Origin of the sequence: Thermocrinis jamiesonii (genome assembly GCF_000702425.1) — a bacterium.
Classification (GTDB): domain Bacteria; phylum Aquificota; class Aquificia; order Aquificales; family Aquificaceae; genus Thermocrinis; species Thermocrinis jamiesonii.
The window spans coordinates 122,450-144,104 of record NZ_JNIE01000005.1; the positions used below are offsets into that span (position 1 = coordinate 122,450).

Sequence of the window (21,655 nt, forward strand, 5' to 3'; positions counted from 1 at the left end):
AATTATAACCTCAATGGAGACGTGTCCTAAGTGTGGAAGACTGCTGGAGATTGTAGAATGCTGTGGAGGTGGAATCTTTTTGTGTGAAGCTTGTAAGGAATACTTTTACCCAGGGGAAATTATAAATGCTCAAACTCGCTTTGAGGAGGTCTCAGAAGAAGATGGCGGGCAACCTGTCCAGGTGGAATTCTTTCAACCACGACTTGATAAACAGCCCAAGATATAGGAGCGTATATGTTTAGTTCTTCCGTTAGTTTTTTTACCGCCTTAACTGTTTCTTTGCCTTCCACAACCTGCCCTATGCGAGCTTCTGCCTCTTCTACATTCAATCCTTGCCCCAGCAAAAAGCCAAAGGTTCTGTTTCTGGATTTAGAAGAAGTAGAAGTTAGAACTAAGTCTCCCAAGCCAGAAAGCCCGTAAAAGGTTTCCTTTTTACCCCCAAAAGAAGATCCTATTCTAACTATCTCCGCCAAACCACGGGTTATCAAAGAAGCCCTAGCATTGTCTCCAAAACCGAGACCGTCCGATATACCACACGCAATAGCTATCACGTTCTTTAGAGCACCACCCAACTCAACACCAACTATATCTTCAGAAAGATAAACTCTGAAAGTTTCAGAATGGAATACGTCTTTTAATTCTTTTAAAGTTTCCAAATCTTTTCCCGCAAGCACTACCGCACAGGGAAGCCCCTTTGCTACCTCTTCCGCAAAGGATGGGCCAGACAGAACAAAGGTCTTACAGTCTTTACAAAGATCCTCTACTATTTGAGAAACCCTTTTGGAGCTTCCCACCTCCAATCCCTTAGAAGCGGACACCATAACTTTACCACTAAGGTTTGACTTCTCAAGCACATCCCTTATTACCTGCACAGGAAGAGCCAGCACTATAAGGTCGGAGTATTCTACCGCTTCGTTTAATAAGCTGGTCGCTTTTGGCTTTTTAGCAAACTCCAATCCCCAGTATGGGTCCTTACCTTTTTTTAAACTTTCAACCACAGTTGGATTTCTGTCAAAGAACATTAGCTCAAAACCCTTTTTTGAAAGATGCAGTCCAAGAGCTGTTCCCCACCGCCCACCACCTAAGATAGTTATCCTACTCATACTCTTCCACATCCAACAGTATCAACCTCCTTGGGTTCCTTAAATCTATCTGATAGACTACTTTCCCTTCAATGAGATTCCTTTTTATGATCTTTCTGCTCAGATTCATATCCCAACACAAAAAGGTGTAGTGGTTGTCTGACCTTAACACAAGCCTATTTTCATCGTAATAAGTGGGCAAGAGTTTAGCATCACACAAAAAGGTTGGTGCAGGAAAACCCTCTCCAAAAGGTTCAAGTCTGCGAAGGTCTTCCACAAGTTTGGGTGTTATTTCTTCTGGTTGTAAGGGCATGTCTATTTCAAGGGTAGGAAGCACACGAACGTCGGTAATAACCTCTTCTACCAGTTCCTTAAAGATAGGTATCTTTTCTTTTTCCATGCTTATTCCCACTGCGTAGGCGTGCCCTCCCCAACGGAGAAACAGATGGGAAAGTTTGCTTAACGCTTGGTATATGTTTATTCCGTTTGCACTTCTTACAGAGCCAACTCCATAGTTTCCTAACGCAAACACTGCGGTGGGTTTTTGAAAGATGGAAGAGAGCATCCCAGCTACAATGCCTGCCACGCCCCCAGCCCAACTGTCCAGAACAACCACAATAAACTTTCTATCCTCTTGCAATAAAGCTTGTTCTAAGGCAATATCGTAAGCTTTTTGAGCTATAAATTTTCTCCTCCGATTTATCTCTTCTATCTTTTTGGCAAAGGCTTCTGCTCTTTCTTTGTCTTCTGCTAAAAACAGCTTTAAGGCTATGGAGGGCCTTGATACCCTTCCAGGGGCGTTTAATCTTGGCACAATGGAGAAGGATATGTCCCTTGAAGTTATACTCCCATTTATTCCTGCGGATTCTATCAGAGCCTTTATACCATGGGAGACTATAAGTCCCTTTTGAATATATTCAAGACATCTTATGCCGTAGGAGACTATTATCCTGTTTAACATGTTCAGGGGCATAAAGTCCGCCAGCGTCCCTATGGCGGGCAAATACAAATCCAACCTTGGGTCGTAGCTTAGGTTTAACTCTTTGGACAGAACCGCTATGAGGTAAAAAACCAAGCTCACCGAAGAAAGCTCTTTAAATTCTGTTGGTAAGTCTTCAGTTAGCTTAGGATTGACCAAGATAGTAGGCGGAATTTCTTCTCCTATATTGTGATGGTCTATGACAATAGAATCTTTTTTAAACACTTTTAGCTCTTCCACTGCGGTAGTTCCGTTGTCTATGGTTATAAGCAAGTCCGCATACTTTGAAAACTTATCTACCAGCTTTTTGTTTAGACCATAGCCCGATTGTCTGCTGGGGAGAACGGGAATTGCGGTTGCTCCTGCAGTTTTCAAAAACTTGTAAAGCAATGCGGTCCCCGTTATACCATCCACATCGTAATCCCCAAACAGAATAATTCTCTCTTTTTTTAAAATGGACTCCTTTATTCTCTCCACAGCTTGATTTAAGTTCGGTATGCGATATGGTGGAGATAAGTTTTTTAGCTTTAGGTCTAAAACAGATTCATCTGAACCTCTGTTTGCCAAAATTTGTGCCACTACAGGTCCAAGACTAAGAACTTTATCTTTCTCGGGCTTTATTATCTCACTTAGCAAAATCCACTTTCTACCTGATAGCCCTTTCATTTAGAAATTCCTCGGACCACTTTCCTATGCTACCCGCGCCCATAAAAAGTATGACACAATCCTTGGCGTGGTTTTCCAACCAAGAAAAAATATCCTCTTTGTTTGGAAAATATAGGCACTTTGCCCTTTCTGCCAACATCTTTGAAGATACGTTGTAAATGTTCTCTTCTCCCGCTGGGTATATATCGGTGATTATACAGAGGTCTGCCAGCTTTAGAACTTCTACAAACTCTTCAAAAAGGTAGTATGTTCTTGAGTATCTGTGAGGTTGGAAGATCAGAAGTGTTTTCTTCTCAGGGTAAAGCTCTCTGATACTGTCTAAAACCACCTTTATTTCTGTCGGATGGTGGCCATAATCATCGTAAATTGGACATCCGTTAAACTCTCCTTTAAACTCCAACCTTCTTTCTGCGTTCTTAAAGTTTGCCAGAGCATCAAACATAACCTTTAGCGGTATGTCCATCTCTAAGCATACAGATATACACGCAAGAGCATTATAGACATTGTGTTTTCCGGGCACACCGAGGCTTACCTTTCCTAAGGGTTTGTCTTTCCAAAAAACCTCAAAAGTGTAATAGCCAAATTTTTGGCTTAGATTCTTAGCTCTTACTTGCGATTGCTGATGTATGCTGTAAGTTATTATCCTTTTAGAGACTTTTGGGATTAACTCCATGCTGTTTGGATCATCCGCGTTCATAACACAAAAGCCATAAAAAGGCACACTGTTTGCAAACTCCAAAAAAGCTTGCTTTATCTCCTCAACATCTTTGTAATAGCCCAGATGTTCCTTATCTATGTTGGTAATTACTGATACAGTAGGTCTGAGCTTTAAGAAAGATCCGTCGCTTTCATCCGCTTCTGAAACAATCAAGTTATCCTTTCCGAGCTTGGCATTGCTTCCAAGGCTCCTTAGGATACCACCCACTATTACGGTAGGATCGTATCCTCCCTCGTGTATTACGTAAGCTATCATGGAAGTGGTTGTTGTTTTACCGTGTGAACCACACACCGCTATACCTTCTTTTAAGCGAAAAAGTTCAGCAAGCATCTCCCCACGGGAGATAACCGGAATGCCTCTTCTTTTTGCCTCCTGTATTTCAGGATTGTCCTCAGGGATTGCAGAGGAATATACCACCACCTGTCCATCTCCTACGTTTTCTTCTCTGTGCCCTATGTATATTTTTGCGCCCATACTTTTTAAAAGTTGGGTATTTTTATTTTCCTTTAGGTCCGAACCAGATACTTTATAGCCCATCTGCAAAAGCACTTGGGCAATTCCACTCATACCTATACCGCCTATTCCCACAAAATGAAAATTTCTTATCTTTTCTCTGAACATTAAATCTTATTTTATAGGATCACACTTTTTATATAATCCAATAATTCCTTTCTACTATCCTTTACCTTATCTGCATACTCCAACGCTATGATTAAAAGCTTCTTAGGGTGGTCCTTTGGGGTTAGCAGTCCAAAGTAAAAAGCGTTTTTAAAAGCTTCTATTAGATTTTCCACGATAGTTTTCATAACCGCATCAAATCCAAACTTTTCGTAGAGCTTTTCCCTTTCCTGAATGGGTTTTCTTAGCATACTGTAGGAAAAAATCAAAATCTTTTCCCAAGTTTTTAAAACTTTATCCCACTCCTCTTTCGGAAGGGACTCCAATTCAATGAAGATGAGATCCAAAACATAGTTGTAAAGATATTCTTTTAGCTCATCCGCAGAAGAGTATTTACTTTCAAAAAGTAGATTGCTTAGATCCTTCCTCACGCTCTTTAATTATATTAAAACTTTCCTTTAAAGCGGTGTATAAATACTCTAAATCTTCTTCTGTGTATCTGACGCTTGCGGTAAGTCTGAGCCTTGCCTCTCCCTTTGGCACTGTGGGATATCTAATGGCTTGCAAAAATATCCCCCTTTCAAAAAGCGCTTCGGATAGCCTAAGGGCTTTCTCCTCTGAATATAACATAATAGGCAAAATGGGTGTATGATAAAACTTTACAAAAAGTCCTATTTTTGATAGTTCTTTGTAGATATTTTCCGCAACGTCCTTTATCTTTTTGACTCTCCAAGGCTCACGTTCTATGATCTCTAAGGCCTTTTTAGCGCCAGCACAAACCGCAGGCGGTAGCGATGTGGAAAAGATAAAGCTTCTTGCTTTGTTTACCAAGTAATCTATCAATCTCTTTGAACCGCACACAAAGGCACCGTAAGACCCAATAGCCTTAGACAGTGTCCCCATCAAAATCACGTTTTCTTGCCATCTTAGGTTAAACTCTTCAAATATTCCCTTTCCCCTTTGTCCGAGAATGCCAGTAGCATGCGCTTCATCCAAAAAGAGCAAACAATCGTATTCTTGAGCAAGCTTCAACAATGTGGGAAGATGGGCTACATCACCATCCATACTAAAAACGCTGTCTGAAACAATTAAACACCTTCTATAATACTTCCTGTTTTCTTTTAAAAGCTCCCAAGCATGGTGGTAGTCTAAGTGAGGGAAGACGAAAATCTTAGCCTTTGACAGCCTACAGGCATCTATTATGGATGCGTGGTTTAACTGATCGCTGAGTATCAGGTCTCCTTCGGAGGCTAAAGCTGGTATTGTTCCTATGTTTGCCAGGTATCCAGAACCAAACAGAAGACACGAAGGCACCTCTTTAAAGCTGGCTAATTTTTCCTCCAGACTTTTGTGATGTATGGTGTATCCGGACACTAAGGCAGATGCTCCGCTTCCCAATCCGTAATCTTTGACAACCTTTATTGTCTCTTCCTTTACCTCTGGATGGTCCCTTAGGGCAAGGTAATCGTTGGAACAAAAATCCCTTAAACCCTCCCTAAGCTTTCGCTTCCGAAATAAATTTAGATTTCTTATCCTTCTTAACTCTTCCTCAAGCCAATCCATCACCTAAAAATTAATTTAGCGCCATTTTCCAGTCTAATAACATTTTCAGAAAAGAGAGCGTGATCCTTTGGAACATAGATATTAACTCCGGAGGGTATGCGCTCACCCCTTATGTGAGGGTTTAAGTCCCTAAAGATGCTTTCCTTTAAATTAATATTTCTTATAACTTCTTCAACAGTTGTATCTTCCTCTACTTTATTTACCGCAAGGTTTAAGCCATGTATGCTAACATTCAGTCCATACTTCTCCGGATACCTTGCCAAAAGCAGAACCGCAAAGAAGGCGGGCACATAGTTTCTGGTTTCTATTGGTAGTAAGTTTTGGGTTAGCCAAAAGTCCGCTCCTCCCGTTCTTCTTTTTATGCAATTTTCCCCACAGTTATACGCTGCAAGGGCCAGCTCCCAACTTTTAAACATCTCATACAGGTCCTTCAAGTAAAGTGCAGCGGCTTCTGTGGATTTGATAATATCAAACCTTTCATCCACATCTTGATCTATCCTAAGGCCATACCTTCTTCCAGTGGAAGGGATAAACTGCCACAGACCGGCTGCACCTGCACGTGAAACCGCAAAGGGATTAAAGCCACTTTCTATTGCGGGTAAAAGCGCAAGCTCTTCCGGGAGGCCGTATTTTTTAATGATGGGTTTTATGATTGGTATGTAATAATTGGCCCTCTGCATCATCCTTTCAAACTCTTGTTTGTTGGTTAAGAAATAATTCACAAATCGTATTATCTCCTGCCTGTCTGGAATGTTTATGTTAAAGGTTCTGGCTTCTTGCTCTATAAATCTTTCTTCTTCTTCAGAAAAACCAAAAATACCTTGTTTCACCACTTCTACATTGTTCTTTTTTGGCATAAGGCTTTGTCTTACTGTAGGCGTGCAAGAACTTAAGAAAATTACAGTTAAAATCAGTAAAAGCATAACCCCTCCAGAATAAATTATTATTCTACTGTGGCGGACAAAAACTGTCCAGTTTGCAAAGGCACCGGCTTTGTGGATAAAGGAAAGGTAGTGGAAATATGCGCTTGTAGATTTCGGCAAGAAGACTTTCAAAGCAAGCTAAACATTCCAAAGAGGTTTTGGAGTGCAGAGCTTGACAATTACCAACCTATTTCTGCTCCTCAGCAGAGAGCATACGAAATGTGCAAAATGTTCGTTTATAACTTTAACCAAGAGGAGGGAAAGGGTATTACCTTAGTAGGTCCCACTCAGATGGGAAAAACTCACCTGATGGTAGGAGTTTTAAAGGCGCTATACAGGAATAAAGGAGTAAGGGGCCTTTTCTTTGATACAAAGGAAATGCTATTTCAGCTCAGATTTTACATGAGCCACGAAGAAGACAAGTATAGCAAACTTTTGAAGTACCTAATGAACGTGCCAGTCCTTGTGTTGGATGACTTAGGCAGTGAAAGGCTCTCCGATTGGAGCATAGAGACCATCTCCCTCATCATCACATACAGATACAACCATCAGCTTAGCACGCTGATAACTACCAATTACCAGCTAAAAAAATCAGAAGACGACCTATTAAACAGCTTGGAAGAGAGAATATCCCCAGCAGTGGTAGGCAAGATCTTTCAGATGAACGAAATTGTTTATCTTTACTGAACGCTTACCAGCTCCTTCCTCAGCTCTTCTGCGACTTCCACCATGTTTTTGAGAGAAGGCACTACCTCTTCCCATCTTCTGGTCTTTAGTCCGCAGTCCGGATTGACCCATAAAAGCTCTACGGGTAATACCTTCATAGCCCTTTCCAAAACCAATCTTATACTCTGCTTGTCTGGAATAGCTGGAGAGTGAATATCATAAACTCCTATACCTATCTGTCTGTCCCAATCCTTAAAGTTTTCAAAGGCGGATATTATCTCTCCTTTACTGCGCGATGCTTCTATGGATATAACGTCAAAATCCATTTGGTGTATGTAGTGTATAACTTCGTTGAACTCTGAATAGCACATGTGGGTGTGTATCTGTGTCTGAGGCTTTGCGTTGGAACATAGCCTAAAGGCTCTTACTGCCCATCTAAAGTAGTCGTCCCAATCCCTTCTCTTAAGGGGCGCTCCTTCCCTAAAGGCAGGTTCATCTATCTGAATTATTTTTATGCCTGCGTTCTCTAAGTCTCTTACTTCATCCAATAGGGCTAAGGCTATCTGATAGGCTATCTCTTCCTTTGGTATGTCCTCTCTGTAGTAGCTCCAGTTGAGTATGGTAACCGGTCCTGTGAGCATGCCCTTTACGGGTTTTTGGGTCAAAGACTGGGCGTAGGTAATTTCCTTTAAGGTCATGGGTTCTGGTCTGTAAACGTCACCGTATATTATAGGTGGTCTATAGACTCTTGAGCCGTAAGACAAAACCCATCCGTGCTTGGTTGTCGCAACCCCTCCAAGCTTTTCTGCAAAAAACTCCACCATATCGGTCCTTTCAAACTCTCCATGAACCAGCACATCCAAACCTATCTCCTCTTGAACCTTTATCACATGTTCTATTTGCCTTTTGATGAACTCCTCATATTCAGCAGAGCTTATCTTTCCGCTACGATACTCAGTCCTTTTCTTTCTTACCTCTTCCGTTTGTGGGAAAGAGCCAATGGTAGTCGTAGGTAAAAGAGGAAGCTTTAATATTTCTTGCTGTAACTTTATCCTTTCTGAATAGGGCACACTTCTTGTAAAGTCCTCCTCCCTTAGCTTTTTGACCCTTTCTTTTACCTCCTGCACCTCTCCAAACTTGGAAGAGAGGATATTCTTAACTCTTTCTACCTCCATCTTTGCCTGCTGATCTCCTTCTACCGCAAGCTTTATAACCTTTAGCTCAAAAAGTTTTTCCTTTGCAAAAGCAAGCCTTTCTTTTAGCTCCTGCTCCATCTCGTTTTCAAACTCCACACTAACCGGAAGATGAAATAGCGGGCAGGAGTTAGCAATTATCACATCCTTTGCGTATCTACTTAGCTCTTCCACAAGCCTTATTTTTTCGTCTAAGCAAGCTCTCCAAACCTGCCTCCCGTTTATCACACCAGCTATTAGCTCCTTTTCCTTAGGAAATCCAAACTTCCTTATGTTCTCTAAGTTTTCTTTGTTGGAAACAAGATCAAAGCCAAGGGCTTTTACAGGAAGGCTTATGTATCTTTGGTAGTTAGACACACTATCGTAGTATGTGAGAACATTAATATCCACATACTTAGACATGCAAGAATACATCTCTTCCACTATGTCCCACTCGTAGTCCTCCAGCTCCAAACACAAAGCAGGGTCTTCCACAAGAATTTCCTTTACTCCCTCTTCTTTGAGTTTTTTCAGAACTTCTTCATAAACGCCAAAGACTGCGTTGAAATAAGCTTCAAAGTCCTGTTGGTTTTCCAATTTGGAAAGCTCAAAGAATGGAAGCCCTTGACCTTCCACCTTTCTTATAGCCTTTGAAAGCTTTAGGAATGTGAAGGGAGAAAGGATTTTTGGGACTGTTTCTATACCCTTTTCTTTGAAATACCTGTATTCTTCAAGGGGATAATTTTTTAGGAGTTTAAAGTTTGTTCCCTCAAGCTCTGGCACAAGGTAGTGATAGTTTGTGTTAAAGTATTTAGTCATTTCCAGCGCCTGTTTGCCCCTTGCCATTTCAAAGTAGGTTTTGAGTCCTTCATACTCACCAAAGCGGGAAGGTATAGCTCCTATCATTACTGCAGTGTCAAGCACAAAATCATAGTAAGATAGCTCGTTGGAAGGTATAACATCTACGTGTTCCTTGTAGTTTGAGACCATCCAATCACGCAGAGCGTTCATGCCTTCAACAAACTCCGATTCATCTATCTTATTTTTCCAAAAGTTCTCAAGCAAAGACTTAAATTCCCTTCTTTCCCCCAACTTGGGAAAGCCATAAGCCAAGGTTTTCATAGCGATCACCTCCTACTGTCAGATGGTCTATAAATTATACCTAAAATTTTCTAAACTCCAGCTTAGGCTTTCTCTGTATGGTATAGGTTCTCTACCACAGATTTTTTTTACTCCTTCTGTTTCCACATCTTTGTCTAATCCACATACATTGTCTCTCCACATCATAAGCATTTGGTCTGAACTAAAGGGCGGTGGGCTCAAAAGATTTTCTACTACCTTCCCAGCAAAATACATAACTACCTTTGGCATAGGAATTAGTAAAACTTTCCTGTTCCAGTAAGAGAATATGTCCTCCAAAAGCGCTTTAAAGCTAACTCTTTCTTTTCCACAGAGTTCATACACCTTACCCACAGACTCTTCTTTTTCCAAACTATTCACAAAGGCGCAGGCTACATCCCTTACATCCACAGGTTGAAAAAGGTAACTGCCACCACCTGGAAGGGCAACCACCGGTAAAAACTTGGTGATCTTCCACATATCAAAAAAAAGCCTTTGTTCTGGACCTAAAATTATGGAAGGTCTGAAGATGGTGTATTTAAGTCCAGAAGACCTTAAAAACTCTTCAGCCATATACTTGGTTTTGTGATACTCAGAAGGTGCGTCTTTGTGCGTCCCAAGGGCACTCATATGAATAACTCTGTTTATTCCCTGATCTTTACAAACTTCGTATAAGTTTTTTGAAATCAAGTAATGTGTGTTGTAAAAAGTTACGTTTTTGCGCCTGTCCTCTGCGAGAATACCTATAAGGTGTATGAGTACGTTGGGCTTTATCTCCTCAAGGGCCTTTTTTATGCTGTCCTTTTTATAAAAATCTACCTCCACACCAACCACTTTATCGGAAAAGAAACTTTTTAACTTTCCTGCGTTTCTTACCAAAGCATAAACTTTAAATCCTTTGCTTAATAACTCTTTGACTATATACCTTCCCAAAAAACCCGTAGCTCCTGTTATGGCTATCCTTTCCATTCTTTTAACACCTCTACAAATCTACTTTTGTGTTTGTCATCCTCCGCATCAAGCAAACCAATTATATGCCAGCGCTTTTCTTTTCCGTAGGTAAAGTATATTCTACCTCCCCTTGGCTTTAACTTAAATACATTCTTAGCATCCTTGATGTTTTCAAAGGATTCGCCCAAGTCTTTCATGTTTAACAGCAGAAGTTCCTTTAAAAATTCTTTTTTCCTATCCGCATCTAAGCGAATAAACTCCTCAAGGGCTTTCTCTTCCCAGGTTATGTTATCAAGAACCACACCAAAAATCTCTTTGTATATCTCTGTTTTGCTATTTTGGGACTTTTTGTATTGCTCCAGCTCTAATTCAAGGAGCTGAAGCTTTCTTAGAGCATTCTCTAATTCTTCTTTCGCACGATCTTTTTCTTCCTTTAGCTTAGCATTCTCCCTTAGGAGATCGTCCAACGCCTGCTCCATGTCAAGGATCTCTTTTATGAGCTTTTTCCTTTCGCTTCTTAGCTTTGATAACTCTTTGTTTTCTGGTATGGCAGGCTTTTTTTCCTGAATCTCTATAAGCTCAAAAAGTTTTCTGTTTGCCTGAGTAAGCCGTTCTACTTTTTCCTCAAAAACTTTTAAAGTTTGCGCATATGAGTTTAGTTTTTTAACTATCTCTTCTTTTTCCTTCAAAAGCTGTTGCCTTTCCTTTTCTTGCTCTGCTAACTTTTCTATCTTCCTTTCTAAATCTTCCTTCTCTTTACTGAGCTTTGTTAGGATTTCCTCGTACAATCGCTTAGTCCTTAAAGCTTCCATAAGCTCATGCTGGTTTTTTGTAAGTTCCTCTTCCAGTTTTTGCCTGCTTTCCTGAAGTAGCCTAAGGCGTTTTTCTGCTGGAGATTCAAAGAGTTTTATAACAATCAGCGTTATTAAAAAGGCGGGCATCTTTTGAATTATTAAGTTTGGATCTTTGTCTAAGATTGCCTGAATAAAAACGTTTAAGACAAATATGGCTCCTATCCATGCTACAGTTCTTAGTCTTTCACCAAAGAGCCACGCAGTGTAGAGAGCGGATAGGAAAAACAACAGGTGTAACTTTTCTGAAAGGGACACAGGATATAGCTTAAGGTTGAACATGTCCGATATTTGAATAAGTGCGAAGTTGTAAGATACGATCAAAAATGCCAGCAGGATTGGCTCTCTTAAAAACTTTAGCATTGAGTTTAAAATATAAGCTGTGAGCTTAAAGTTCGCATATACTGTAATTGCTATCTTTGTTTTTTTAGCCCTCTTTGCAGACTTTGTCGCTCCCTATCCTTACGATCTTCAGAATAGACAGGCACCTTATCATCCTCCTACGCGTATTCACTTTTTCAAAGACGGAAGAATTACTTTCCCCTTTGTCCACAAGTATGAGCTAAAAGACCCACTCTTTAAAATATACGAGAAAACCGAGTTAACCTGCAAGGTCAGAATTTTTGATAAGACTCCTTACGGTTTTAAGCTGTTTTCTGTGGAGGAACCTTGCAGGCTTTACATTTTTGGCACGGACAAGCTGGGAAGGGATGTGTTTTCAAGATTGGTGTATGGTGCGCGCGTTTCTATGCTCATAGGTTTTGTGGGTGTTTTGACTACCTTTATCCTTGGCTCTGTTATAGGCGGTGTGTCTGGCTTTTTGGGTGGAAAAGTGGATACTACTATCATGAGACTTGTGGAGGTTCTTCTGTCCATCCCCACCTTTTATCTGATGCTTTCCCTTAGGTCTGTGTTTCCTTTAAACATGGGCAGTTTTGAGCTTTTCTTGGCTATAGTGTTTATTCTTTCCTTTGTGGGGTGGGCAGGACTGGCAAGGGTTATAAGGGGTATGGTGCTTTCACTCAGAGAAAAAGACTTTGTATATGCGGCAAAGACTTATGGGGCAGGAACCTTTCGCATACTTTTTAAACACATCCTCCCCAACACATACTACTATCTTATCGTCTCCGCCACCCTCTCCTTTCCAGGGTTTATACTTGGGGAATCTGCTTTGAGCCTTTTGGGCTTAGGTGTTCAGGAGCCGGTGCCAAGTTGGGGGAATATGCTATCGGAAGCCAGAAACATTCCATTGATAAGTGCCTATCCTTGGATATTAACTCCGGGTGTTGCCCTGTTTATGGTGGTGTTCGCCTTTAATCTGCTCGGAGACCAACTGCTTAAAAGATAAAGATGAAGGAATGCATGTAAGCGTGCGCTCCAGTAAAAAGCTCTTAAAAACTCTTTATTGGTTCAAGCTCAGCACGTGTTTTTCTGGAATAACGCATAGGAATTCTCCTTCAAAGACTAAGTCCAGGTTTCTGAAGACTTTTACTTCAACCCACCTCTTTTTTCCTTCTGATTTTACAACCCTTCCTTCAGCCTTGAGCACATCTCCTAAAACTACAGGTTTTCTGAAATCCACCTTTGCGGATGCTAACACAACTGTAGGCTCATTTACAGCCAGCATAGCGCAGTAATCTGCAAGGCTAAAGATGAAACCACCATGTATGAGTCCTTTCTCATCTGCTACCATATTTTCCTTTGTTTCAAGGACTACCACTGCATAACCTTCTTTTAGTTCCACCGGCTTACCGCTTAGATTTTGATCAATCTTTAAGTGCGTTTTTAACTGCATGGATAAATGCCTCCATCTTTCTTTGATCTTTTATGCCTGGAGAGGACTCTATTCCAGAGGACACATCCACCGCATAAGGTTTCACAAGCCTTATGGCATAGGATACGTTCTCCGGGTTTAGCCCACCAGACAAAAAAACTCTAAAGCCAGCATCCACCACAGACTTGGCTATTTTCCAATCAAAGCTCTCTCCGGTGCCACCGTAAGCCTTTTCTGAGTAAGTATCCAAAAGTATGGCATGCGCTTTTTTCCAAACGTCATCTACAAAAATGCTGTCCTTAACTCTAAGGGCTTTTATAACCTTATCTAAGCCTATAGCCTTAGCAAATTCAAAACTTTCCTCTCCGTGAAGTTGAACAAAATCCGCACCCATGCTTAAGGCTTGTTCCACTTCTTGGTAAGATGGATTTACAAAAACTACAACTTTTTTAACTCCCTCCGAAAGACTTAAAAAATGCTTCAGTTTTTCCCAACCTACCCAGCGGGGACTCTTTGGATACATGATAAAGCCCACATAATCAACGCCAAGTTCCACGGCTTTTCTTAGGTCCTCTTCCCTTGTAATACCGCAGAATTTTACTTTAACTAAGCTCATTTTCCACGCTGTTGTTTCTTTATAAGGAACCTTTCTTAAATTATACATGCCAAAGCGCTTCCTACTAAGGGAAGTAAAAAGTTATCGTCTATATTCTTTGGTAAAATCTCCACCACTGCACCCACGAAAGCTATAAGTAAAGCAAAAGCTCCAACAAAGGGCCAAAGAGCAAGGCTTGAAGAGACAAAGAAAGCAAAAAATCCTTCCAAGCTTTTCTCACCTATCCTTATCCTTCCAAAGTGATAACCTATCAGTCCCGCAAAGCCGTCTCCTACCGCAGTCAGCACTATACCAACTGTAGCGCACTCTTTTGTAAAAAGCAAAAAGCTTAAGAAAACTCCCAAGTTAAACCAAAGGCCTTGGATTGTTGGTCTTTCAAGGTTTTTTTCCCTCTCAAAAAGATAAATAAGCTTGTAAATAGGTTTAATTTTGTCTTCCGCAAGTCTTAAGACAAAGACGAGGTTTAAGGCAAGGATAAAAAGGGAAAAAATCAAAAGCAAGCCCTTTTGAAGGTAGAAAAGTGGAACAAGCCAGAGCAAGCCACCTAATATGTGGAATAATTTTCTTCTGAACTCTAAGCTTATTCCCATTCTATGGTAGCTGGTGGTTTTGAAGAGATGTCATAAACTACTCTGTTTATTCCCTTAACCTCGTTGATTATCCTGCGCATTACACGGTCTAAAAAGTCATAGGGCAATTTGGACCAGTCCGCGGTCATCCCATCTGTGCTATCTACCGCTCTCAAACCAACAACCCTTTCGTAAGTCCTTACATCTCCCATAACTCCTACGCTCTTTACTGGAAGTAAAACCGCAAAGGCTTGCCAAACTTTGTTGTATAAGCCTGCCTTTTTCAGCTCTTCTATAAAGATTGCGTCCGCTTCTCTTAGGATCTCAAGGTCCTCTTCTTTCACTTCTCCCAGTATTCTTATTGCAAGTCCTGGGCCGGGGAAGGGATGCCTTTCAAGGATCTCCTTTGGCACTCCCAAAAGCTTTCCTAATTCTCTGACCTCGTCTTTGAAAAGTTCCCTTAGCGGTTCAAGAAGTTCTAATGCCATCCTTTCTGGCAATCCACCCACATTATGGTGAGTCTTTATAACCTGTGCCCCTTCTATACCTGCACTTTCTACCACATCCGGATAAAGTGTGCCTTGAAGTAAAACCTGAGCGCCAAATTCTTTAGCTTCCTTTTCAAATACCTCCACAAAGGTGTGTCCTACGATCCTTCTCTTTTCCTCTGGGTCTTCCACACCCTTTAGCCTTTCCAAAAACAACTTGCTTGCATTTACCCTTTTAAAGGGAAGGCCCATCTGCTTAAAGTGTTTTTCCACCTCCTGTGCTTCTCCCTTTCTCAAAAGCCCATGATCTACAAAAACACCCAAAAGATTATTACCTACAGCCCTGTAGGTTAGCACAAAAGCGACAGTAGAATCTACACCGCCAGAAAGAGCGCATATGACCTTTTTATTTCCCACCTGTTCCCTTACTTCTTTGACCTTCTCTTCCAAAAAGTTTTCCATCTTCCAATTTTTCTCCGCTTTTGCGACCTTGAATAGAAAGTTAGCCAAGATCTCCTTTCCATACTGCGTGTGGGAGACTTCTGGATGGAACTGAACTCCATATATGGGTTTAAGCTTATGTTTTATCACCGCATAGGGTGAATTTTCTGACTTTGCGAGAATCTCAAAGTCCCGAGGAAGCTTAGAAACCTTATCTGCGTGACTCATCCAAACGTCAAAATTCTTAGGAAGACCTTCAAAAAGCGGATCCTCTTTTAAAACCTCAAGCCTTGCTCTTCCATACTCTTGTTTTTGGGCTCTTTCTACGGTTCCACCAAGCTGATGAGTTATAGCCTGAAGTCCGTAGCATATACCAAGAATGGGAATACCTAAGGTGTAGATCCTCTCGTCTGGCAAGGGTGCGCCTTGCGTATAGACACTTGCGGGACCACCAGAGAGTATCAAAGCGTAAGGCTCATTTTCCATAATCTTTTCTAAGCTTAGATAGAAAGGCACTATTTGACTGTAAATTCCCAGCTCTCTGACCCTTCTGGCAATAAGTTGCACATATTGGGAACCAAAGTTAAGTATAAGGACAGCCTTTCGTCTCATAAAAATATGTTAAACTATTGAGGCTATGGAGTATCACGTAAAAGACCTGAGCTTGGCGGAGGAAGGGAAAAACCGTATAGAGTGGGCAGAAAGGGATATGCCCGTTTTGAGAAGCATAAGGGAAAGGTTTTCAAAAGACAAGCCTCTAAGGGGGCTTAAAATCTCCGCTTGCTTGCACGTAACCACAGAAACTGCAAACCTCATGCTTACCTTAAAAGAAGGCGGGGCAGAGGTTTTCTTAACTGCGTCCAATCCACTTTCCACTCAAGATGATGTAGCTGCAGCATTGGTTAAGTATTATCAAATTCCAGTTTTTGCTATAAAAGGAGAAGACACAGAAACCTATTACTCACACCTAAGGGCTGTTATAGAAAAGGGTCCAGATATTGTCATAGACGATGGGGCAGACCTTATATCCACCTTGCACAAAGAGTATCCAGAGCTTTCAAAGAAGGTTTTGGGTGGTATGGAAGAGACCACCACAGGGGTTATAAGGCTTAGGGCTATGGCACAGAAGGGAGTTCTAAACTTCCCCATCATAGCGGTAAATGACGCATACACAAAGCATATGTTTGATAACAGATACGGCACTGGTCAATCTACCATAGACGGCATACTTAGGGCTACCAACAGATTGTTGGCGGGCTCCTATTTTGTGGTGGCAGGATACGGATGGTGTGGAAAAGGTGTAGCCCAAAGGGCAAGGGGAATGGGAGCAACAGTAATCGTAACAGAGGTGGATCCTATAAAAGCCCTTGAGGCAAAGATGGACGGCTTTTTGGTAATGCCGATGCTTGAAGCTGCAAAGCTTGGGGACTTTTTCGTTACCGTTACAGGAAACACCTCTGTTATAAGAAAGGAGCACTTTGAAGTTATGAAAGACGGTGCCATCGTATCCAACGCAGGACACTTTGACGTGGAAATAGACAAAAAAGCTTTAGAAGAACTTTCGGTTTCTAAAAGGGAAGTCAGAAGGTTTGTGGAAGAATACACCCTACGGGACGGAAGGAGGATCTACCTTTTGGCTCAAGGAAGGCTTGTAAATCTTGCTTCTGCAGAGGGACATCCCGCATCTGTTATGGACATGTCCTTTGCCAATCAAGCCCTTTCCGCAGAATACATAGCAAAAAATCATCAGCATTTAGAAAAGAAAGTCTATAAAGTTCCTGATGAGATAGACAGAATGGTGGCACATCTAAAGCTCAAAAGCATGGGTGTGGAAATAGACCAACTAACCCAAGAGCAGATAAATTACCTTTCATCTTGGGAACTTGGCACCTAAGCTTACTGACAACAACCTTTTTTCTTTTTGTTTCTTCTAAACCAAAGGAAAAGCAAAGGTAAAGCCAAAAACGAGATTAAAACAAGTTCCATAACTTATAAGCGATCACACCAACCAACCAAGCTAACACAAAGCTGTAGGCTAAAAATGCAATAGCAAACTTTGTGCCAGCTTCTTTCTGAAGCACAGCTACTGTGCCAAGGCAAGAGGTGTAAAGAAGGATAAACAGCATAAAGGAAAAGGCCTGAGCTGGGCTTAAGGAGTTTTTTACCGTTTCCCTTAAGGCAGAATGCTCTTCCTCTAACTCAAAGGCTTTTGGTAATGGGCTGATAGTGTTAAAAAGAGAATCCTTGAAGGCTTTTCCAAAAGCCATTGTCTGTTCAATCAGGGCTTGTTTTATTTCAAACTCTTTCCTTTCCTCCTTCTGCTCCACCGCATAGATGGTTGCCATAGAACTTAAAACTATCTCCCTTGCCAAGAAGGCTGGTATTAAAGATGTGGTAATCTGCCAATCCTCCAAGCCCATAGGTTTAAACACTGGCACTAAGACTCTTCCCACATAACCTGCAAAGCTGTCCTTTGGATTGCTAACTCCCGGAGGCAAGTTTAGTAGAACCCAAAGGACCACAGAGACTCCAAATATAAGCGTTCCTGCCCTGTATATAAACTGCTTTACGTGAGCCCAGGTTATTCTAAAAACCAGTTTAAAAACAGGTAGTCTGTAAGGCGGGAGTTCAAGTATCATATGTCTGAGTGGATTTTTATAAATGACCTTCTGAAGAACAAAGGAAGTTAAAAAGGCAAAAACCAAACCAAGGACGTAAAGGAAGAAGATAACAAAGGCTGGGTTTGGGAAAAACAGCGTGGCAAAGAAGGAGAAGACCACGAGTCTTGCGGGACAGCTCACAAAAGGTATCATAGCCATGACCAAAAGTTTGTCCCTTTTACTTTCCAAAGCCCTTGTAGCAATGATGGCAGGCACGTTGCAACCAAAACCTAAAAGAAGGGGTATAAAGCTTGCGCCGTGCAAGCCAAGGCGGTGCATAAAGCTGTCCATCAAAAAGGCAACTCTTGGAAGATACCCAGAAAACTCAAGCAGGGAAAGTATAAAGATAATGCTGGCAATCAGGGGTAAAAAGGTTAGAACAAAGCCCACCCCACCAACCACAGCCTCAGACAAAAACCTTGAAAGGATAGATTCACCAAGAAGATGTTTAATTAATGGAGAAAAGAAACCGTTCATCAAACCGTCCAACCAGTCCATCCATGGAGCAGAAAAATCAAAAGCGATTTTAAAGGTCATAAACATAATAAAAAGAAAGATCAAAACACCAAGCACTGGATGAAGAAGCACTTTATCCAAACTATCTGTGAGCTCAAAAACGTTATGCTTTGTCTTTTTTACCGTGTGGTAATACAAACCGTGAATAAATGCAAACCTTTCGTTTTTTAGAAGTCTTTCAAACTCTTCGCCGTAAGAGATTAGCGCTTTTCTTATCCTTTCGGATTTTGTCTTTCCTTGCACGCTTAAGAGAAGTTTTTCCAAGTCTGGTGAATACTTAACTTCAATTGGTTTGATTTTGCTTTCATAGGTTTCCACGATCCTTCTAAGAAGTTCGTCCTTACCCTCCCCAGTCCTACCATTGGTTTTTACTATCCTAACTCCCAAAAGCTCTTCCATCTTGGATGTATCTACCTCTATCCCAAGCTTTTTTGCTTCGTCCCACATGTTTAAGGCTATGACCATGGGAATCTCCATTTCCAAAAGTTCCAAGGTTAGAAAAAGGTCCCTTTCCATGTTGGGGGTTTCTATTACGTTCACCACCACGTCCGGTTTTTGATTTAGAATGAAGTCTCTTGCCAACTGCTCCGCTTCGGAAAAGGGCTCCAAAGTATAAATCCCTGGCAAATCTACAAGGTGTATTTCATAATCTCCGTAGTATGCCTTTCCTTCCTTCTTTTCAACAGTAGTCCCAGCCCAATTTCCTATCTTTAAGGTGGTGCCAGCAATGTGGTTTAAAAGACTTGTCTTACCTACGTTAGGATTACCCACAAGGGCTACGCTTATTCTCTTCATTGAACCTTTATTCTCTTTGCTAAGCTTTTACTTATGGCTACCTTGGAGTGGTCAAGCTTAACCACAATACTCCTTCCAAGCTTTTGAACAACCTCTAAGACCTTCCCCTCCCTTATGCCCATAGCCTCAAGTTTTTTAATACTCTCATCGTTACCCTCAAGTTCTAAGACCTTAACTTTTTTACCCACTTCCACCTTTTCTAACATTTTTCACCTCCTAATTAATATTAAAAATTAATCTCATTTTTTAATTTTATCTAAACCTAACCGTAAAACCAGCTACCACCGAAGGTTTTTCTTTGTCTTTGAGGATCTTCTGCACTCCCAAAGCAAACTCCCAGTTTTTTCCAGAAAAGCTAAGACCACCCACCAAACCCGTCTGAGAGTCTTCCGAAAGGTAAAAACCCGTGGCAACAAGGCTAAGATTTTCTACCACAGTCCATTCCACCGAAGCGCTTTGAAAGAAAACCTTTTCTTTTAGCTCATAAGAACTGACTGCATAAAAGGAGAGTCTTTCAAAGGAAGTCTGCAAAGCTAAGGTAGGACCGTATTTTACAGCTCCTTCTTTGGTTGGCAATTCGGAAGAGAACTTAAAGGCTCCTTTTGTTTCTCCTTTTTCAAAAAAATTCCACTTAAGGTCCAAAGAGATGTTGGAAGATTCTAACTTATTTGAGTACTCAAAAGGTAAGTTCAATCCCACATCTACTTTCTCCAATAGTCCATAGCTTAGGGTAAAGGTATATGCGGTGGTTCTTGGCTCTTGTCTTGATAGGTAATGCTCGCTTTGAAACCCACCCTTTCCTAAGGTTTCTGCGTCCTCAAAGAGGAGGATCTTCTTTCCCGCATGGGCAGAGCTAAACAGTAGTAAAGAAGACAGCAAAAAGACTCTTAGCTTCATTCCGCCAACCTCCAGAATAAATATTGTTATTAATTTTAAAATTCAATCTCAATTAAGTCAAGAAGAAAAGACAAACTCCCACTCTTTTCTCCCTTAGCTCAGTTCAAGCATTCTTTCTAAAGGTCTTCTTGCTTTCTCTATGATGTCTTCTGGAAGGATCACTTCGTTTATCTCTTCCCTTAGGGTTTTATAGACAAGGGGTAAGGTTATAGCTTTCATGGTGCAACAATAAACCGTTCCGCAGTAGTTCATAGATTCTGGGAATATGTATTCTTTGTTTGGATTTTTCTTCATAAGGGTGTGTTTTAGCCCCACTTCTGTGATGACTATAACCCTGTCTGCGTCACAGGTGGTGGCGTAGTTTATTATCTGGGAAGTTGAGCCTACAAAGTCTGCCATTTCAATGATTTTTGGATGGCACTCTGGATGGACTGCTACTTTTGCATCTGGATATTTTTCCTTTAGCTTTTGTAGCTCCCTTGCGGTAAATTCAAAGTGAGGAGGGCAAAAGCCTTGCCAGATTACAAATTCCTTTTCTGGCACGTGTTTTTTCACCCAATTACCAAGGGCTTGGTCTGGTATAAAGATGATCTTTTTACTTTCCAATTTTTTTACCACCTTTACTGCATTGGCTGATGTAACGCACACATCAGAAACCGCCTTGACCTCTGCGGTAGTATTTACATAAGCGACCACTTCTGCATCCGGGTGTTCCTCTTTTAACTTCAGCACCTGCTTTGCGGTTATCATATCCGCCATAGGACAGCCAGACTCGGGATTGGGATGTAGCACTTTTTTGGTAGGGTTTAGGATTTTGGCAGTTTCGCACATAAACCTAACACCGCAAAAGAGAATAATATCTGCATCTGTCTGGCTTGCCTTCCTTGAAAGCTCCAAAGAGTCTCCCACAAAGTCCGCTATGTCTTGCACCTCAGGCCTTTGGTAGTAGTGGGAGAGTATCACTGCATTTTTCTGCTTTGCCAAAGCTCTGATTTCCTCTTGAAGCTCCTTTATCTGCTTATTGTTTAAGCTCTCTTCCTTTGCAAGTTCAAAGGTAATCATAAAGATAAAGTTAAACTTTCATACGTATTTTGTCAGATTTAACTTTAAACTCCACACGGTAGATTAGGAACTTTTGAGCATATACCAGATGCTTCATAAGCTAACAACCTTTCAACTCCACACGGTAGATTAGGAACCGACAAGCAATCTGCTTATGCTATTTGCTCTGTTTCAACCTTTCAACTCCACACGGTAGATTAGGAACAATAGGTAAGTATAAGCTAATATGCCCACAATACGTACTTTCAACTCCACACGGTAGATTAGGAACCAGCTCTTTTAGTCAGACTAACACAGAAGGATTTAAGCCTTTCAACTCCACACGGTAGATTAGGAACCCCAACTGACCACCTTAATTAAAATAAGACAAATCAATAATTTTGTCAAGGGGGTACCCCTCGCAAATGAAGGTTATTTTCCGAAAATGCCAGGTTGTGCAAAGTTGAGTGTGTTATTGTCAAATTTAAGTCCTTGTCTCCCAATGCTTTAAGCAATCGTGCATAATTATGACTTTGTGCAATTACATAAT

At 41.1% G+C, this 21,655-nt stretch carries 20 protein-coding genes; 3 read left to right on the top strand and 17 right to left on the bottom strand.

Annotation, left to right across the window (positions count from 1 at the left end; all coding sequences use genetic code 11):
* Positions 1-119: 119 nt before the first annotated feature.
* Genes K217_RS0106055 through K217_RS0106080 form a run of 6 tightly spaced genes read right to left on the bottom strand, consistent with a single transcriptional unit; the run spans position 120 to position 6,549 of the window.
* Positions 120-1,103, bottom strand: a complete 984-nt coding sequence (locus K217_RS0106055) for an NAD(P)H-dependent glycerol-3-phosphate dehydrogenase (RefSeq protein WP_029552230.1) — start codon at positions 1,101-1,103, stop codon at positions 120-122.
* A complete protein-coding gene (gene recJ / locus K217_RS0106060; RefSeq protein WP_029552231.1) occupies positions 1,096-2,727 on the bottom strand; it encodes a single-stranded-DNA-specific exonuclease RecJ in 1,632 nt (543 codons plus the stop codon). Before recJ ends, K217_RS0106055 begins: the two co-directional genes overlap by 8 nt.
* The gene (murC, locus tag K217_RS0106065; protein WP_029552232.1) at positions 2,708-4,066 is read right to left on the bottom strand and encodes a UDP-N-acetylmuramate--L-alanine ligase; all 1,359 of its coding nucleotides are present in this window, start codon (positions 4,064-4,066) and stop codon (positions 2,708-2,710) included. The genes recJ and murC overlap by 20 nt, the downstream gene beginning before the upstream one ends.
* Before the next feature lie 11 nt (positions 4,067-4,077).
* Complete coding sequence (locus tag K217_RS0106070) at positions 4,078-4,494, bottom strand: hypothetical protein (protein WP_052178114.1); 417 nt, start codon at positions 4,492-4,494, stop codon at positions 4,078-4,080.
* Complete coding sequence (gene bioF / locus K217_RS0106075) at positions 4,463-5,626, bottom strand: 8-amino-7-oxononanoate synthase (protein ID WP_029552234.1); 1,164 nt, start codon at positions 5,624-5,626, stop codon at positions 4,463-4,465. The genes K217_RS0106070 and bioF overlap by 32 nt, the downstream gene beginning before the upstream one ends.
* Entirely contained in the window at positions 5,626-6,549 is a 924-nt protein-coding gene (locus K217_RS0106080) for a lytic transglycosylase domain-containing protein (protein ID WP_029552235.1), read from the bottom strand. The genes bioF and K217_RS0106080 overlap by 1 nt, the downstream gene beginning before the upstream one ends.
* Before the next feature lie 30 nt (positions 6,550-6,579).
* Between K217_RS0106080 and K217_RS0106085 the strand changes: the two genes are divergently transcribed.
* Positions 6,580-7,236: an ATP-binding protein gene (locus tag K217_RS0106085; RefSeq protein WP_029552236.1), complete on the top strand. Its 657-nt coding sequence runs from the start codon at positions 6,580-6,582 to the stop codon at positions 7,234-7,236.
* Here the strand turns inward: K217_RS0106085 and metE are convergent.
* From metE to K217_RS0106100, 3 genes are read right to left on the bottom strand one after another with little or no spacing between them, the layout of a single operon-like run.
* Positions 7,230-9,509: a 5-methyltetrahydropteroyltriglutamate--homocysteine S-methyltransferase gene (gene metE, locus K217_RS0106090; RefSeq protein WP_029552237.1), complete on the bottom strand. Its 2,280-nt coding sequence runs from the start codon at positions 9,507-9,509 to the stop codon at positions 7,230-7,232. The two genes, K217_RS0106085 and metE, sit on opposite strands and share 7 nt — an antisense overlap.
* A gap of 27 nt (positions 9,510-9,536) precedes the next feature.
* Positions 9,537-10,475 carry a complex I NDUFA9 subunit family protein gene (locus K217_RS0106095; protein ID WP_029552238.1) on the bottom strand — a complete coding sequence of 313 codons (939 nt, stop codon included), beginning with the start codon at positions 10,473-10,475 and terminating at the stop codon, positions 9,537-9,539.
* Positions 10,463-11,671 (bottom strand): hypothetical protein, encoded by a 1,209-nt coding sequence (locus tag K217_RS0106100; RefSeq protein ID WP_029552239.1) that lies wholly within the window; start codon positions 11,669-11,671, stop codon positions 10,463-10,465. The genes K217_RS0106095 and K217_RS0106100 overlap by 13 nt, the downstream gene beginning before the upstream one ends.
* A 19-nt stretch (positions 11,672-11,690) precedes the next feature.
* Here K217_RS0106100 and K217_RS0106105 point away from each other — a divergent pair, with 19 nt between their 5' ends.
* Positions 11,691-12,656 (top strand): ABC transporter permease, encoded by a 966-nt coding sequence (locus K217_RS0106105; protein ID WP_029552240.1) that lies wholly within the window; start codon positions 11,691-11,693, stop codon positions 12,654-12,656.
* A 54-nt stretch (positions 12,657-12,710) separates the two neighbouring features.
* Here K217_RS0106105 and K217_RS0106110 read toward each other — a convergent pair whose 3' ends face one another.
* Genes K217_RS0106110 through guaA form a run of 4 tightly spaced genes read right to left on the bottom strand, consistent with a single transcriptional unit; the run spans position 12,711 to position 15,808 of the window.
* Positions 12,711-13,103, bottom strand: a complete 393-nt coding sequence (locus K217_RS0106110; RefSeq protein WP_029552241.1) for a PaaI family thioesterase — start codon at positions 13,101-13,103, stop codon at positions 12,711-12,713.
* On the bottom strand, positions 13,075-13,698 hold the full coding sequence (locus K217_RS0106115; protein ID WP_029552242.1) for a phosphoribosylanthranilate isomerase: 624 nt from the start codon (positions 13,696-13,698) through the stop codon (positions 13,075-13,077). The genes K217_RS0106110 and K217_RS0106115 overlap by 29 nt, the downstream gene beginning before the upstream one ends.
* A 35-nt stretch (positions 13,699-13,733) precedes the next feature.
* The gene (locus K217_RS07515; RefSeq protein WP_038028132.1) at positions 13,734-14,288 is read right to left on the bottom strand and encodes a diacylglycerol/polyprenol kinase family protein; all 555 of its coding nucleotides are present in this window, start codon (positions 14,286-14,288) and stop codon (positions 13,734-13,736) included.
* Positions 14,279-15,808: a glutamine-hydrolyzing GMP synthase gene (gene guaA, locus K217_RS0106125; RefSeq protein WP_029552244.1), complete on the bottom strand. Its 1,530-nt coding sequence runs from the start codon at positions 15,806-15,808 to the stop codon at positions 14,279-14,281. The genes K217_RS07515 and guaA overlap by 10 nt, the downstream gene beginning before the upstream one ends.
* Positions 15,809-15,833: 25 nt before the next feature.
* On the opposite strand from guaA, the gene ahcY reads away from it, so the two are divergent.
* On the top strand, positions 15,834-17,090 hold the full coding sequence (gene ahcY / locus K217_RS0106130; RefSeq protein WP_029552245.1) for an adenosylhomocysteinase: 1,257 nt from the start codon (positions 15,834-15,836) through the stop codon (positions 17,088-17,090).
* A gap of 76 nt (positions 17,091-17,166) precedes the next feature.
* Here ahcY and feoB read toward each other — a convergent pair whose 3' ends face one another.
* From feoB to nadA, 4 genes are all read right to left on the bottom strand, one after another.
* Positions 17,167-19,167: a ferrous iron transport protein B gene (feoB, locus tag K217_RS0106135; protein WP_029552246.1), complete on the bottom strand. Its 2,001-nt coding sequence runs from the start codon at positions 19,165-19,167 to the stop codon at positions 17,167-17,169.
* Positions 19,164-19,373, bottom strand: a complete 210-nt coding sequence (locus tag K217_RS0106140) for a FeoA family protein (protein WP_029552247.1) — start codon at positions 19,371-19,373, stop codon at positions 19,164-19,166. The genes feoB and K217_RS0106140 overlap by 4 nt, the downstream gene beginning before the upstream one ends.
* A 46-nt stretch (positions 19,374-19,419) precedes the next feature.
* Positions 19,420-20,064 (bottom strand): hypothetical protein, encoded by a 645-nt coding sequence (locus K217_RS0106145; RefSeq protein ID WP_029552248.1) that lies wholly within the window; start codon positions 20,062-20,064, stop codon positions 19,420-19,422.
* A 93-nt stretch (positions 20,065-20,157) separates the two neighbouring features.
* Positions 20,158-21,126, bottom strand: a complete 969-nt coding sequence (nadA, locus tag K217_RS0106150) for a quinolinate synthase NadA (RefSeq protein ID WP_029552249.1) — start codon at positions 21,124-21,126, stop codon at positions 20,158-20,160.
* Positions 21,127-21,655 lie beyond the last annotated feature (529 nt).